This is a genomic window from Pseudomonas sp. DC3200b2, from assembly GCF_049895785.1.
In the GTDB taxonomy this organism is placed as follows: domain Bacteria; phylum Pseudomonadota; class Gammaproteobacteria; order Pseudomonadales; family Pseudomonadaceae; genus Aquipseudomonas; species Aquipseudomonas massiliensis.
Genome location: NZ_JAFCTA010000002.1, coordinates 509,015 through 522,462, shown reverse-complemented (window position 1 = coordinate 522,462; position 13,448 = coordinate 509,015). Strand labels below are relative to the sequence as shown.

Annotated in this window: 13 protein-coding genes and 1 pseudogene; 4 read left to right on the top strand and 10 right to left on the bottom strand. The window is 63.4% G+C overall.

The genetic code is table 11. The annotated features are described in order from the left end of the window. The first annotated feature begins 19 nt into the window (after positions 1–19). Positions 20–1,294 carry an FAD-dependent oxidoreductase gene (locus ACP691_RS08125; protein WP_426199264.1) on the top strand — a complete coding sequence of 425 codons (1,275 nt, stop codon included), beginning with the start codon at positions 20–22 and terminating at the stop codon, positions 1,292–1,294. An 83-nt stretch (positions 1,295–1,377) separates the two neighbouring features. Here the strand turns inward: ACP691_RS08125 and zigA are convergent, their stop codons facing one another. The 5 genes and pseudogenes from zigA to ACP691_RS08100 form a co-directional block, all read right to left on the bottom strand. Next, a complete protein-coding gene (zigA, locus tag ACP691_RS08120; RefSeq protein WP_426199262.1) occupies positions 1,378–2,589 on the bottom strand; it encodes a zinc metallochaperone GTPase ZigA in 1,212 nt (403 codons plus the stop codon). An 88-nt stretch (positions 2,590–2,677) separates the two neighbouring features. After that, a complete protein-coding gene (locus ACP691_RS08115; RefSeq protein ID WP_426199642.1) occupies positions 2,678–3,406 on the bottom strand; it encodes a methyl-accepting chemotaxis protein in 729 nt (242 codons plus the stop codon). A 126-nt stretch (positions 3,407–3,532) separates the two neighbouring features. Next, positions 3,533–4,306: pseudogene (locus ACP691_RS08110) on the bottom strand (MCP four helix bundle domain-containing protein); the annotation flags it as partial. 140 nt (positions 4,307–4,446) lie between these two features. After that, positions 4,447–5,772, bottom strand: a complete 1,326-nt coding sequence (locus ACP691_RS08105; protein ID WP_426199260.1) for an APC family permease — start codon at positions 5,770–5,772, stop codon at positions 4,447–4,449. A 120-nt stretch (positions 5,773–5,892) separates the two neighbouring features. Then, complete coding sequence (locus ACP691_RS08100; RefSeq protein WP_426199259.1) at positions 5,893–6,711, bottom strand: carbon-nitrogen hydrolase family protein; 819 nt, start codon at positions 6,709–6,711, stop codon at positions 5,893–5,895. A gap of 126 nt (positions 6,712–6,837) precedes the next feature. Between ACP691_RS08100 and ACP691_RS08095 the strand changes: the two genes are divergently transcribed. Next, complete coding sequence (locus ACP691_RS08095; protein WP_426199258.1) at positions 6,838–7,668, top strand: response regulator transcription factor; 831 nt, start codon at positions 6,838–6,840, stop codon at positions 7,666–7,668. Here ACP691_RS08095 and ACP691_RS08090 read toward each other — a convergent pair. Then, a complete protein-coding gene (locus ACP691_RS08090) occupies positions 7,653–8,570 on the bottom strand; it encodes an alpha/beta hydrolase (RefSeq protein WP_426199256.1) in 918 nt (305 codons plus the stop codon). The genes ACP691_RS08095 and ACP691_RS08090 overlap by 16 nt on opposite strands. Positions 8,571–8,747: 177 nt before the next feature. Then, a complete protein-coding gene (locus tag ACP691_RS08085) occupies positions 8,748–9,773 on the bottom strand; it encodes an alpha/beta hydrolase fold domain-containing protein (RefSeq protein ID WP_426199255.1) in 1,026 nt (341 codons plus the stop codon). Between the two features lie 136 nt (positions 9,774–9,909). Between ACP691_RS08085 and ACP691_RS08080 the strand changes: the two genes are divergently transcribed. Both ACP691_RS08080 and yghU read left to right on the top strand, forming a co-directional pair. Continuing rightward, on the top strand, positions 9,910–10,803 hold the full coding sequence (locus ACP691_RS08080) for a LysR substrate-binding domain-containing protein (protein ID WP_426199253.1): 894 nt from the start codon (positions 9,910–9,912) through the stop codon (positions 10,801–10,803). A gap of 33 nt (positions 10,804–10,836) precedes the next feature. After that, positions 10,837–11,682 (top strand): glutathione-dependent disulfide-bond oxidoreductase, encoded by an 846-nt coding sequence (yghU, locus tag ACP691_RS08075; RefSeq protein WP_426199251.1) that lies wholly within the window; start codon positions 10,837–10,839, stop codon positions 11,680–11,682. 170 nt (positions 11,683–11,852) lie between these two features. On the opposite strand, the gene ACP691_RS08070 is transcribed toward yghU, so the two are convergent. The 3 genes from ACP691_RS08070 to ACP691_RS08060 form a co-directional block, all read right to left on the bottom strand. Next, the gene (locus ACP691_RS08070) at positions 11,853–12,626 is read right to left on the bottom strand and encodes an ABC transporter ATP-binding protein (protein ID WP_426199249.1); all 774 of its coding nucleotides are present in this window, start codon (positions 12,624–12,626) and stop codon (positions 11,853–11,855) included. A 78-nt stretch (positions 12,627–12,704) separates the two neighbouring features. Beyond that, on the bottom strand, positions 12,705–13,124 hold the full coding sequence (locus ACP691_RS08065; RefSeq protein ID WP_426199247.1) for a type II toxin-antitoxin system VapC family toxin: 420 nt from the start codon (positions 13,122–13,124) through the stop codon (positions 12,705–12,707). Next, positions 13,124–13,375: a type II toxin-antitoxin system Phd/YefM family antitoxin gene (locus ACP691_RS08060; protein WP_426199246.1), complete on the bottom strand. Its 252-nt coding sequence runs from the start codon at positions 13,373–13,375 to the stop codon at positions 13,124–13,126. The genes ACP691_RS08065 and ACP691_RS08060 overlap by 1 nt, the downstream gene beginning before the upstream one ends. Positions 13,376–13,448 lie beyond the last annotated feature (73 nt).

The window sequence follows — 13,448 nt, the reverse complement described above, 5'->3', positions numbered from 1 at the left end:
GCCATCAAGGATGCTTGATATGACGGCGATAACGCCTGCTGCCGACCGGACAGCCCCGGGGGTGGACATGCTTGTGATAGGCGCCGGAATCGTGGGCGTGGCCTGTGCTCTGAGGCTCGCCCGCCAGGGCCTGCGAGTGCAGCTGGTCGATGCCCAGGCGCCTGGGCACGGTGCCTCCTATGGCAATGCGGGACACTTGGCGACCGAGCAGGTGTTTCCCATCGCCGATGCTTCTTTATTGCGGCGGTTGCCCGGCATGCTGATGGATCCCCTGGGGCCTTTACGTCTGGACTGGCGCTACCTGCCCCGCGCGCTGCCCTGGCTGAGCCGCCTGCTGTGGAACCTGCGACCTGAGCCGTTCCGGCAAACCGTGGCAGGGCTGCGTGCGCTGAACGAGCGCAGCCTTGGGGCCTGGCAGCGCCTGCTTGGCGAAATCGGGCAAATGACGCTGCTGCGTCTGGAGGGCTCATTGTTGATGCATGAGCATCCTGGTTCCGCTCTTGGCATCGAGGGCCTGGAAAGGCGGTTGGGCGAACAGGGTGTCAAGGTGGAACCTTGGACCGCCACGCAGATATTGCAGGCCGCGCCAGCGCTGGCGCCAACGGTCGCGGGCGGTCTGTTCTTTCCAGATACCGGTCATGTCCTGGACCCGCTGCGGGTGGTGAACGAACTGGCACGCGCCGCTCAAGCCTACGGCGCGCGAATACTGCGCGGGCGAGTCAGCGATGGCTGCGTCCACCCGGCGGGCGTGACTCTGAACACTGACCAGGGCGCCCTGAGCGCGAGACGAGTGCTGATCGCCTGCGGCGCTCACTCGGCGCCCCTGGTTACAGCCTTGACCGGGCGACGCGTGCCTCTGGATACGGAGCGTGGTTATCACCTGATGCTGCCGGCCGAGCGCAATCGTTTGCCCTTCGCGGTGACCTCATACGAGCGCAAATTCATCATGACGCCCATGAGCGGCGGATTACGCTTGGCCGGCACGGTGGAGTTCGCCGGGCTCAGGCGCCCTCCTGACATGCGCCGCGCCTGGCAACTACAGTCGCTCAGCCAGGGCTTGTTTCGCGCGCCCTTGAACTTCGAGGGGGCCGAACCCTGGATGGGCCTGCGGCCTTCCCTCCCCGACTCCTTGCCGGTGATCGACCACGCCGCCGGTGGCAAAGTGTTGCTGGCCTTCGGTCACCAGCACCTGGGTCTGACCCAGGCGGCGATCACCGCCGAGCTCATCGGTGAGCTGGCCAGCTCGGAAAGGCGTCCTGTGGTGCTGGAGCCTTACCGCCTGGACCGCTGGTAGGTGTCCTCTACGTGAGCAATACAGCAGCTATTGGATTGCTTGGTCGCGTTCGCCCGCTGAAGCGGCTACCCACAAGGCTGCTTTTACAGGAAAGGGTCCGGCAGCCGCTGCCAGGCGCCTGGTCCCCCGATCATCTCCTCGTCCGTCAGTAGGCAGCGCTCCAGCATGGCGGTCAGGGCGGGCCGGTCCATGTCCATGCCGATCAGTACCAGCTCCTGACGAGCGTCGCCCACCTGGCTGTCCCACAGGGCCTCGATTGCGGCCCGTTGTGCGGGCTCGATCGGCCATTGAATCCGGGGCACCTCCACCCACCATACCCCGGCTGGGCCGTGACGGCAGAGCCCGCCGGCCTGGGACCATTCGCAGGCCTCGCTTGGGCGGCTGGCCAGCCAGAAAAAGCCCTTGGAGCGAATGACACCGGGCCAGGACTGACTGATAGCGCAATGGAAGCGCTCCGGGTGGAAGGGCCGTCGCGCGCGATAGACGAAGCTGCTAATACCATAGGTGTCGCTTTCAGAGACTTCTTCGCCCCTCAATGCGGCTAACCACCCTGGCGCCGCGGCGGCTTGCTCCAGATCGAACAAGCCTGTGTCCAGTACTCGCTCCAAGGGCACCCGGCCAAAATGCGCCGGCTCGATACGCGCCCTTGGATTGAGCCGGTGAAGGATCGCTTCGAGCCGCGCCTGCTCGGCGAATGAAACCTGATCCAGCTTGTTGAGCACGATCACGTCGCAGAATTCGACCTGCTCTACCAGCAGATCGACGACGCCCCGATCATCTTCTTCACCCAGGGACTCGCCTCGAGCCTGAAGGCTGTCATCGCTTTCATAGTCCTTGAGAAAATTACAGGCATCGACCACCGTCACCAGGGTGTCGAGCCGGGCGACATCGGAAAGGGAGCGCCCCTGCTCATCGGCGAAGGTGAAGGTTTCAGCCACGGGCAACGGTTCGGAGATCCCCGTGGATTCAATGACCAATTGGTCGAAGCGCCCCTCCCGGGCCAGTCGACCCACTTCCAACAACAGGTCTTCACGGAGTGTGCAGCAGATGCAGCCATTGCTCATTTCCACCAAGGTCTGCTCCGTACGAGATAGCACCCCGCCACCGCCTCGCACCAGCGCGGCATCGATGTTCACCTCGGACATGTCATTGACAATGACGGCCACACGGCGACCTTCGCGGTTATCGAGAATGTGGTTAAGCAAGGTGGTCTTTCCGGCGCCCAGAAAGCCGGACAACAGGGTAACCGGTAAACGAAAAGCGGTACTGGCGGCGCCAGGATGCACAGAGGACATGAGAGCGGCTCCATCAAAGGAGCCGAATGTTACGTTATAACAATGTTTACAGCCACCCCTGGCCTCGCGCTCTTGCGGACCGGCACCTTCACACTTTGAACCGCTTGACCAGGCTACTGAGTTCGGTCGCCAACTGCGACAGCTCGCCCGTGGCGATCGTCGTCTGGCGCGATCCGTCGGACGTTTGTCCAGACAGGTCGCGAATGCTCACCAGGCTCTGATCGACCTCCCGCGCCACCTGCGCCTGTTCTTCGGCCGCCGTGGCAATCAGCAGGTTACGCTCGTTGATTTGCCCGATCGATGCGGTGATGGTGGTCAGCGCCAATCCCGCCGCTTCGGCTTTGTGCAGCGTCTGCTGGGCCTGCTCGCTGGTCTGATGCATGGACGCGACGGCATTGTGGGTTCCGGACTGTATGACATTGACCATCTGCTCGATCTCCAGGGTCGAAGACTGCGTGCGATGAGCCAGGGCTCGCACCTCGTCCGCCACCACGGCGAAGCCCCGCCCCGCTTCTCCGGCCCGGGCAGCTTCGATGGCAGCATTGAGCGCCAGCAGATTCGTCTGTTCGGCGATGGTCCGGATGACTTCCAGCACCTTGCTGATGGCCTTGGCGTTTTCGGCCAGGGTTTCTACGCGGCCAGAGGTCGCCGCCACGGTGGAAACCATCGAAGTGATAGCGGCGACGGTCTCGCTGACCTGGCTACGCCCATCGAGCGCGGCCCGAGCGGATTGGCTCGCGGCATCCGAAGCCGCGGCGGCATTGCCCGCTACCTCGTCCACCGCTGCGCTCATCTGCGTCACCGCCGTGGCGGCCATCTCGATTTCGCCGTTCTGCCGGTGCAGCGCGCCAGCGGCATCTTCGGTAACGGCATGCATCTCTTCCGAGGTGGCAGCCAGGCGGGTGGCCGAATCCCCGATCAGGGTGACGGCGGCACGTAGGTTTTCCTGCATGTTGGCCAAGGCGGCCATCATCCGCGCCGGTTCGTCCTGGCCTTCGACCTCGATAGCCTGGCTCAGGTCGTTGGCGGCGATGCGCTCGGCCACGAGCAGCGCCTGCCGCACCGGACGCGTCAGGCTACGGGTGAACAGTACCGCCAGGGCGATGGACAGCAGTACCCCTACAACGATAAAGCCCACGACCAGGGCGATGGTTTGGCCATAAGCTGCGCGCGCTGCCAGGCCCGCATTGGCTGCCTTCTTGGTATTGACCTCCAGCAGGCGCGTCAGCGTCGCATCTATCTCCTCGGCGGCCTGACGCATCTCGCCGGCCGATAGCGCGGTGGCCGCGGCCATGTCCTGCTGAGCGACCAGGGCGGCGTAGCGATCGAGGTGGACGTCGTAGCCACGCGACAGCGCCTTGAGTTCGTCCAACCCCTTGCGCCCCTGCGGAGTAACGATCAGTTGCTCCAGCTGCTGGAGGGCCTGCTCGATGTGGGCACGGTTCCGTCGCACGTCGGCGCTGGCTCTGGTGCGGGCTTCAATCGGCTCGCCAAGGTTGCGCAGGCGCGCATTGTTGCCCCGTATTTCCGCGAATTCCTGGCCGAGGATGCCCAGCACGCGCATGCTCGGCACTACGTTTTCCTCAACGAACCGCTCGGACTCATCGAGCACCTTGGCCTGTCGCAAAGCGACCAGCCCCAGCAACACCAGCAGCAAGCACATCAACCCGAAGAACAGCGCCGAGCGCGGCCCTATATTGAGTGAACGAAGGCTCATCCCATCCTCCATGAACAGCTTGGTCAATACAGAGCGAGCCCCTGCTCCGCTCCTCTACAGTTTTTCGACCAGGCCGGCGTCCACGTGAGGCTAGGGATTTGTAAGCAATTACTACATTTCTGGGCCCGCCGCTGCGCTGATCAAGTGGCTTCCTGAAAGTCCATTTCCGGTGGCTGTCGACGAAAACCGCCCGTCAGCCACGCGAGGTAGACACACCCCAGCGCCAGCCAGGCCAAGCCCAGCATCACAGCCAGCTTATCCAGGCTGACCATCAGCCAGAGGTCTGCCGTCAAGCCCATCAGCGGACATATCAGAAATACCGCGAACGCCCGGGCGCCGCGTGCCTTGCCGGCTATCCAGTAATGGAAGATCACCGCCAGGTTCACCAGGCTGAACGCCAGGAACGCGCCGAAGTTGATGAAGGACGTGGAGGTGCTCACGTCCAGCTTCAGGGCCAGGAGTGCCACCAAGGCGCAAAGCAGGATGCTGTTCACGGGAGTGCCGAAGCGTCCGCTCAGGCGGCCGAAGATCGAGGCCGGCAACACCCGGTCGCGGCCCATGGCATAGAGCAATCGAGAGCCGCTGGCCTGGGCCGAGAGCCCCGAGGCGAATTGCCCGACCACCAGGCCGATGAGGAACAGGCTGACGAACAGGTCACCACCAATGTTGCGAGCGATCTCGTAGGCCGCCGAGTCGACACTGCTGAACTGATCTCCCGGGTGCGCCAATTGAACGAAGTAGGAGACACCCACGAAGATCACCCCGCCTACCAGGGTAATCAGCAGGATAGCCTTGGGAATGGTGCGCCGCGGGTCGCGGGTTTCTTCGGTCAGAGTGCTCACGGCGTCGAACCCCAGGAAGGAGTAGCAGGCAATGGCGGCGCCGCTCATGATCATTGGCAGCTGAAGATCCCCATTGCTGAAGGGAGCGAGGGACCACAGCGGCATGCGAGGGTCGCCGCCCAGGTAATGAATGCACAGCGTCACGAAGGTCACCAGCACCAGGAACTGGATCGCCATCAACAGGGCATTGACCGTGTTGGCCAGCTTCAACCCTACGATGTTGATGGCGCTGGTCACCAGGATGAACGCCAGCACCCACACCGGCTGGGGCACGGAAGGAAAGGCCGAGCCCAGGTAGGCCGCGCCTATGAGCCAGATGGCCATGGGCAGGAACAGGTAGTCCAGCAGCACCGCCCAGCCGGCTATGAAGCCCAGCTTCGGGCTGATCGCCTTGCGCACGTAACTGTAGGCCGAGCCCGCCACCGGAAACGCCGCGGCCATGCGGCCATAACTCATCGCCGTGAAAAGCATGGCCACCAGCGCCGCCAAATAGGCTGCCGACACCCGCCCGCCGGTGGCCTGGGCCAGGATGCCGAAAGTGCCGAGCACGATGATGGGCGTCATATAGGCGATGCCGAACAGCACCACCGCCCCTAGAGAAAGGGTAGGTTGCAAACGAGCCATGAGCGACTTACTCCGAAATTATAGGTGTTATGGCAGAGGGTGTTTCAAGGAACAGCGGGGGGGTCATGTTCTTGTTCTAACCGGTCGCGGCGCCACCCGTTCGGCGACTGACGCCCCTCTTCAGGCGGGAATCAGCAGCTCGCAACGGCCATCCGGGTGCTCGATCACCTCGCCTGGCAAGCGCAACCGCTGGTCTTCGAGATAGCGGTAGTCCCGGCGAGCGAGCGCCAGCTGGGCCAGGTCGAGCTCCACTGTGAACTGACACGGCTCCCGCCCGGCTTCGTGCAACAAGCGCCCGAGCGGATCGACCAAGGCGCTGCCCCCGGCGAACACCAGGCCGCCGTCGCCCTCGCCTACCCGGTTCACCATCAAGGCGAACGCCTGGTTTTCCTGGGCCCGAGCCATGATGGCCGTGCGATGGGTTGGTCCGTATGGGTCCATATTTCCGTTGGTGACCAGAATCAGGTCAACGCCCAATTGGCCAAGTGCCCGGGCAGATTCCGGGAATTCGATGTCGTAGCACACCAACAGCCCCACCCGCAGGCCCTGCCAAAGGCAGGTCACGTAGCGATCACCCGGGCTGAATACGCCTCGGTCGGATGCCCACAGGTGTGTCTTTCGGTACTTCAGGGCAACGCCTTCCGGCGTAATCAGCAAGGTGGTGTTATAGAAACGGCCGCGGTCGTTTTCGGCCAGGCCGATGGCGACGCTCAGGTTGCGCGCCTTGGCGGCCGCCTGAATGGCGCCGACGCTTGGGCCGTCCACCGGCTCGGAAACCCGGGCCACGGTCTCGGCAGAGGGGAAGCCCATCAGATGGGTTTCCGGGAACACGATCAGGCTGGTGTCGGGCGCGCAGGCTTCGATGGCCGCCAGGGCCTGTTCGAGGTTATGGGCCGTGACATTATCCTGACCCGCCAACTGGGCAAATTCGACCTTCATGAAAACTCCTTGGGCGAGGCTGCCTGTGCGAAAGCGCTAGCGAGCCTTTGAACGGTGCTGCAGTATGCGCACCGGCATTGTTTACGGGGTATTCCGCAGCTGGGGTACCCCATTGAGGGTAGTTCGATGAGCGTCTCGCTCGAAGACATGGCCTGGCACCGGGCGATAGGGCAATTGATCGAGGCTTTGGAGCGGCCCAATTTCTGGGCGCACCTGGTGCGTCTCATTCACCAGCAGGTACCCTTCGATAGCTGGGTGGCGTTGCAGTTCTCATCCGCGGCCAGGCCCTTGGTGTTCGCCGAATCGCCCACCGAAGACGGGGGCGCCGATGCTTTGTTCCAGGATTACCTGCACGGGCTTTATCTGCTGGACCCTTTCTATTGCGCGAGCCGGGAAGGCCCTCGCAGCGGGCTGGTCAGCCTGGCGGAGGTCGCGCCGGAACACTTCGAACTCACCGAGTACTACCAACGCTACTTCCGCCTGAACGTGGTCGCCGACGAGGTGCAGTTCAATTGTCAACTCGACACGGACCATACCCTTTGCCTGTCCCTTGGGGCCAAGCGGCCATACACACCCGCGCAGCTCTCCCTGCTTTCCCTCATACAGCCCTGGGTCCTGGCACTGATGCGCCAGCGAATGGCCCATGAACGCGCCGAGGCTGACGGCACGGCCCAGGATGCGCGGGCCGATGGGCTGGATTGGCGTGTGCAGCTGGAAGCTTCGGTACAGCGCAGTCGAGGCGCGCAGTTGACGGCGCGAGAACTGGAGGTGGGCCGCTTGATGCTGAGCGGATGCTCGAGCAAGGAAATCGCGCGCAAGCTGGCGATTTCCGCCGAGACGGTGCGCGTTCACAAGAAGCACATGTACAGCAAGCTGGGCATAAAGTCCCAGTCCGAGCTGTTTTCCATCTTCCTGCAGGCACAGAGCGAGAGCGGTGACGGTCAGTTCTCCCCCTGAATGAAGCGCGCGGCTTCGCTCAAGGCCCGCTGGCCCTGCTCGAGGTTATGCGGCGCCTGATAGAACTGCACGAAGCCGTGTTCCATGCCAGGGCATTCCACATGCCGGGCGAAGACGCCGGCCTGGATGAGCTTATGGGCATAGGCCTGCCCTTCATCCCTCAGTGGGTCGAGCTGCGCCGTGATCACCAAGGCGGCCGGGAGCCCACTCAGCTCACCGCGCAAGGGCGCGGCCAGAGGCTGCAGCCGATCTTCTGCGGGCCCCGGCAGGTAGCAGCGCAGCGTCAGTTCCATGGCTGCCTTGGTAGGAAAATAGCGGTTCCCCAGTTCGGCCCAGGATGGGGTATCGCAGGTGCCATCGAGGTTCGGGTAAAACAATACCTGCCCCGCGGCCTGAGGGCCGCCGCGCTGCTTCGCCAGAAGACAGACCGCGGCCGCCAGGTTGCCGCCGGCGCTGTCCCCGCACAGGAACAGACGCGCCGGGTCAGCACCCCAGTCGGCGGCGCGCTCCGCCAGCCAGCACAGCGCGGCATGGCAGTCTTCCAGCCCCGCGGGGAATGGCGACTCCGGCGCCAAGCGGTAGTCCAGCGACAGCACCGGCGCGCCGCTTCGGTTGGCCAAGGCGCACAGCATGGCCTCATGGGTGTCCAGGTCGCCGCAAAGAAACCCGCCGCCATGAAAGAACAGAACCATGGGCCCTGCGTTGGAGCATCCGGCGGTAGCGGGAACATACAGTCGCGCCGGGATCCGCCGCTCGGGCTGCCTGGCCGGAATGCTCAGCTCGCGGACCTCGGCGACGGGCTCAGGGATGCCCGCCCGAGGGATCATCCCCCGGTAGCTGGCACGACCCTGCCGCGCATAAGCGAGCAGATCGGGATTGGGCACATAGGAGGCGCTGGACATGGCTGAGGCTCCAGTGTGGCCCTGGGCAGGCCGCGCGCCAGGGGTCATCGGTTCATATAAGCCAGGCTCGTAAAAGGAGGGCTTCCAAAGGCCGGGGACCTTAACCCAGGGCGGGGTCGCATGCAATGCAAGCACCGCCACCAACCTGGGGTTGGTAGCGGTGAGTAGCGATGATCCTCAGTTGGCCAGGTGCGCCTTGAGTTCACCCGCGGCCTGACGCAGAGCGGCTTGTACCTCGGGCACGTCGCTCAAGGGGTTTAGCAGGCCATAGTCGTGGATCATGCCGTTGTAGCGAACCGCGGTCACAGGCACTCCGGCCACGTCCAGCTTGCGGGCATAGGCCTCGCCTTCATCACGCAGCACGTCCAGGGCGGCAGTCTGTACCAGGGCCGGTGGCAGGCCTTTGAGCTGATCCAGGCTGGCACGCAGCGGTGAGGCATGGATATCGGCCCGCTGGGCAGTGTCCGTGGTGTAGTTGTCCCAGAACCACTTCATCATGTTGCGGGTCAGGAAATGCCCTTCGGCGTATTGCTGGTAGGAGCCCGTGTCGAAGTTGGCGTCTGTCACCGGCCACAGCAGCGCCTGGAAGCGGAGCCTGGGCGCGCCCTGCTCCTTGGCCATCAGGCTGACCACTGCGGCCATGTTGCCGCCCACGCTATTACCCGCCACGGCGAGCCGGCTGCCGTCCACGTTGAGCTCCCGGCCATGTTCAGCTACCCAGCGGGTGGCCGCGTAGGCCTGATTGATGGCAGTGGGGTAATGGGCCTCTGGAGAGGGGGTGTAGTCCACATAAACCGCCACCGCGCCAGAACCTACCACCAGGTCATGGATCAGCCGGGCATGGGTAGGGTAGTCTCCCAGCACCCAGCCGCCGCCGTGGAAGAACATGAAGGCGGGCAGCGCGCCTTTCACACCCGCCGGGCGCACAACGGTCAGCTTGATGGACTGGCCGTTCGCCTCGATGCGTCGCTCACTGACCTCGGTGCCTGCCAGATTGACCTTCACGGAGTTCTGGGCGCCAGTGAGCACGGCCCGGGCGTCCTTGGGCGGCAACTGTTCCAGCGGCTTGCCGCCACCGGCGTTGAGGGCATCCAGGAATGTCTGGGTGCGCTGGCTGGCGATGGCGTCGGGGCTGGCGGCGAACGCATTGCCGATGGCCAGGGTAAGCGCGGTGGTGACAAGGGCGTGGCGCAAAAGGGTCATGGTGTATCTCCTTATATCGAAATGGGAGCCGGGTCTGAGTGGATGTCGCTCGGCATGGGTGTACTCTAGGGGTAGCGTTTCACTGCAACAATCACCTAAGATCCAGACTCTTTGATTCAATTTTGGGGACAATTTCGTGGATCGTATTGAATGCATGCGCGCTTTCGTCGCCACCGTCGATGCCAACGGCTTTGCCGCGGCGGCCCGGGCAATGCGAGTGCCACGTTCAAAAGTGAGCAAGCAGATCCAGGCGCTCGAGGAAAGCCTTGGGGTGCAGTTGCTACTGCGTACCACACGCAGCCTGCATATGACCGAAGCAGGCGCCGAATACTATGAAGCGTGCCGGGAGCTGATTAGCGCGTTGGATGAAGCCGAACAACGCGCCCGCAGCGGCCTGGCCGAGGTCCAAGGGGTGTTACGGGTGAACGCGCCCATGTCGTTCGGCCTGACCCAACTGGGAGCCCTGCTCCCCAAGTTCCATGCCCAGCACCCGAAACTGGAGCTGCAACTGGTGCTCAGTGACCAACAGGTAGACCCGATCAAGGGCGGCTTCGACGTCACCATCCGTATCGCCAGCCTGGCCGACTCCTCCATGGTGGCTCGCCAGCTGGCGCCAGCGCCGCGGGTATTGGTGGCGTCCCCTGGTTACCTCCAGCGTGCCGGCACGCCGGAACATCCCAAGGAGCTGGCCGGCCATGCCTTCCTCAACTATGGCTACCTGCAAAGCGGCGTCAGCCTCCAGCTAAGCAATGGTCGCGAAACCCAGAGCGTGCATGTCACCGGCCCGCTGCATGCCAACAATGGCGACCTTTTGGCTCAAGCCGCTGAGGCTGGCATGGGTATCGCCCTGCTGCCGACCTTCATCGTCGAACAAGCCTTGGCCCATGGCACCCTGGTCGCCTTGATGTGCGACTGGCAGGCGCCGCCCATTTCCATCAACGCTGTCTACCCCACCGCGCGAAGGGTGCCGATGAAGACCCGGGCGTTCCTGGATTTTCTCAAGAACGAACTGGCCCCAAGCGCAGCCTAACCTGCTTCCGCCATTCAATCCTGGAGTTCCAGCATGAGCGACAATGCCTACGTTCCACCCAAGGTCTGGAAACACGAAGCCCCATCAGGCGGCCACTTCGCCAGTATCAACCGCCCCATCGCCGGCCCGACCCACGAAAAAGAGCTGCCTATGGGCAAGCACCCGCTTCAGCTGTACTCCCTGGCCACGCCCAACGGAGTGAAGGTGACGGTCATGTTGGAGGAATTGCTCGCCCTGGGCCACCAAGGCGCCGAGTACGATGCCTGGCTGATCCGTATTTCCGAAGGGGACCAGTTCTCCAGCGGCTTCGTGGAAGTGAACCCTAACTCCAAGATTCCCGCCTTGCTGGATGTCAGTGGGGATGCGCCGATACGCGTATTTGAATCCGGTTCTATCTTGCTCTACCTGGCCGAGAAGTTCGGCGCCCTCCTGCCCAAGGACCTGGCCGCGCGAACCGAAACCCTGAACTGGCTGTTCTGGCAGATGGGCGCGGGGCCCTACCTGGGCGGCGGTTTCGGGCACTTTTACGCCTACGCGCCCGAGAAGCTGCAGTACCCCATCGACCGCTTCACCATGGAAGCCAAGCGCCAGTTGGACGTGCTCAACCGTTGCCTGGCCGACCGGCCATACCTGGCCGGCGCTGAATACAGCATCGCGGATATCGCCGTCTGGCCCTGGTACGGCGAACTGGTGCGCGGCAATCTGTATGGCGCGGCGGAGTTCCTTTCAGTGCACGAGTACAGCCATGTGCGTCGCTGGGCCGATGAGATCGCCAGGCGCCCCGCCGTGGCACGCGGCCGGCGGGTCAATCGGGTATGGGGTGACGAAGCCGAGCAATTGGCCGAGCGACATCAGGCCAGTGATCTGGATGCGAAGTGAGCGGCCATGACGCTGGCCAATAGTTGATTCGCCAGCTGCGCTGGCTCCCACTGACTGACTGGTTGAACTGAAATCTTCGATCTCCCTTGCCCGGCAGTCCGGTAGGAGCTAGCAGCGGCTAGCGAACGGGGCATCGATGCCTTGCAGGTGTTCGCCAGCCCTACCCACTCTTACATATGCCAGCAGCGGTACCAGCCGTCCTGCTCGCTGACGCGCAGGTCGATCTGGTACAGGTCGGACAAGCGCTCGCTGGTCAGCACGTCGGCCTTGGGGCCGTCGGCAACGATACGGCCCTTGGCCAGCAGTACCACGCGTTCGATTTCCGGGATGATCTCGTCCAGGTGGTGGGTGGTAATGAGCATGGCGTGTTCCGGCCCACAGAAACGGCGCAACAGCCGGAGCATGCCCAGGCTTGCGCCCATGTCCAGGCCATTGGCGGGCTCGTCAAGGATCAGCGCGGCTGGCCGGTGCACCAGGGCGCGCGCCAGCAGCAACCGGCGCCTTTGCCCCGTGGAGAGCCGCTGGAACATGGTGTCTTCGTGTCCGGCCATTTCCACTTCGGCCAACATGGCCCTGGCCTGGGCAAGCTGCTTCGCGCTCGGCTGCAGATGCCCATGGGTGCCGATGGCGCCGAAAAAGCCCGAAGTGATCACCTCAAGGGCGGTGGTATAGGGCGTGTAGTCGTCCTGCAGGTCCTGGGATACCAGGCCCAGGCGGCTGCGCAGGTCCCAGAGGTTCACGTTCTGTCGGCCGAACAGCTTGAGATGGCTGCCCTCCCGGTCCAGTGGGTAGAGCTCCCGGGTGATCAGCTTGAGCAGGGTGCTTTTGCCGGCACCGTTGGGCCCCAGAATAGCGACCTTCTCGCCGGTTTCGATCTTTAGGGAAAAGCCGTCCAGGACACGGGTCTGCTGCTGGTAGGCGGTGACGTTGTGGAATTCGATCATCTAGAGCTCTGGCGGCCGGTACAGGGTCCTAGACCATAGGTGCGGGACGCGACACGCTCAAGTAACTTTTCATCTAAATCAGACAGACCAGGGGTTGTAGGTGGTCGCCCCGGTGTCCTGGAAGTCTCTGATATTGCGAGTGACCACGATCAGACCGTGGGCCAACGCGGTTGCCGCGATCAGCGCGTCGCGCTCGGGGCGCGGATCAGGCACATGCAAACCCGCGCATTTGAGCGCAACGCCGAGGTCGATAGGCAAGATCCGCTCGCGGAAGCCCGGCAATACCTGGGTTTCGAACCACCGACTCAAGGCTGTCGCCTGTTCGGGGTCGCGACGCGCAACCAGGCCTACGCCGATACGCAGCTCCATGAGCGACACAACGGAAATGAACAGCGTATTGACCGGCACCTTGCGTGCCCACTCCAGCACGCCGGGATCGGCTCGTCGCGATGACGCCTTGCGTAGCTCGGAAACGACATTCGTATCCAGCAGGAACATCAGTCGAAGCTTGCCGGGGTCAGAGCCAGACTCAGGGGCGATGGATCGAACTCGATGGTATCGTCTTCGGACATTGCCAAAAGCTGATCGATACTGATAGAAGGGCCGGACAGGCGCTCATAGTCCTCCATGCTGAGCAATACATGGGCCGGCCGGCCTCGGTCCGTGATGAATACCGGGCCCTGGGCCGTGGCTTTCTTGGCCCTGGTGGTGTCCTGATTGAAGGCACGACTGGAGACGGTAGTAGGCATGGCTATCTCCCAATTTAGGGTAGCAACGTTACTACATCTGAAGCCTATGCTCCAGGCATTCGCCCAGCGGCAG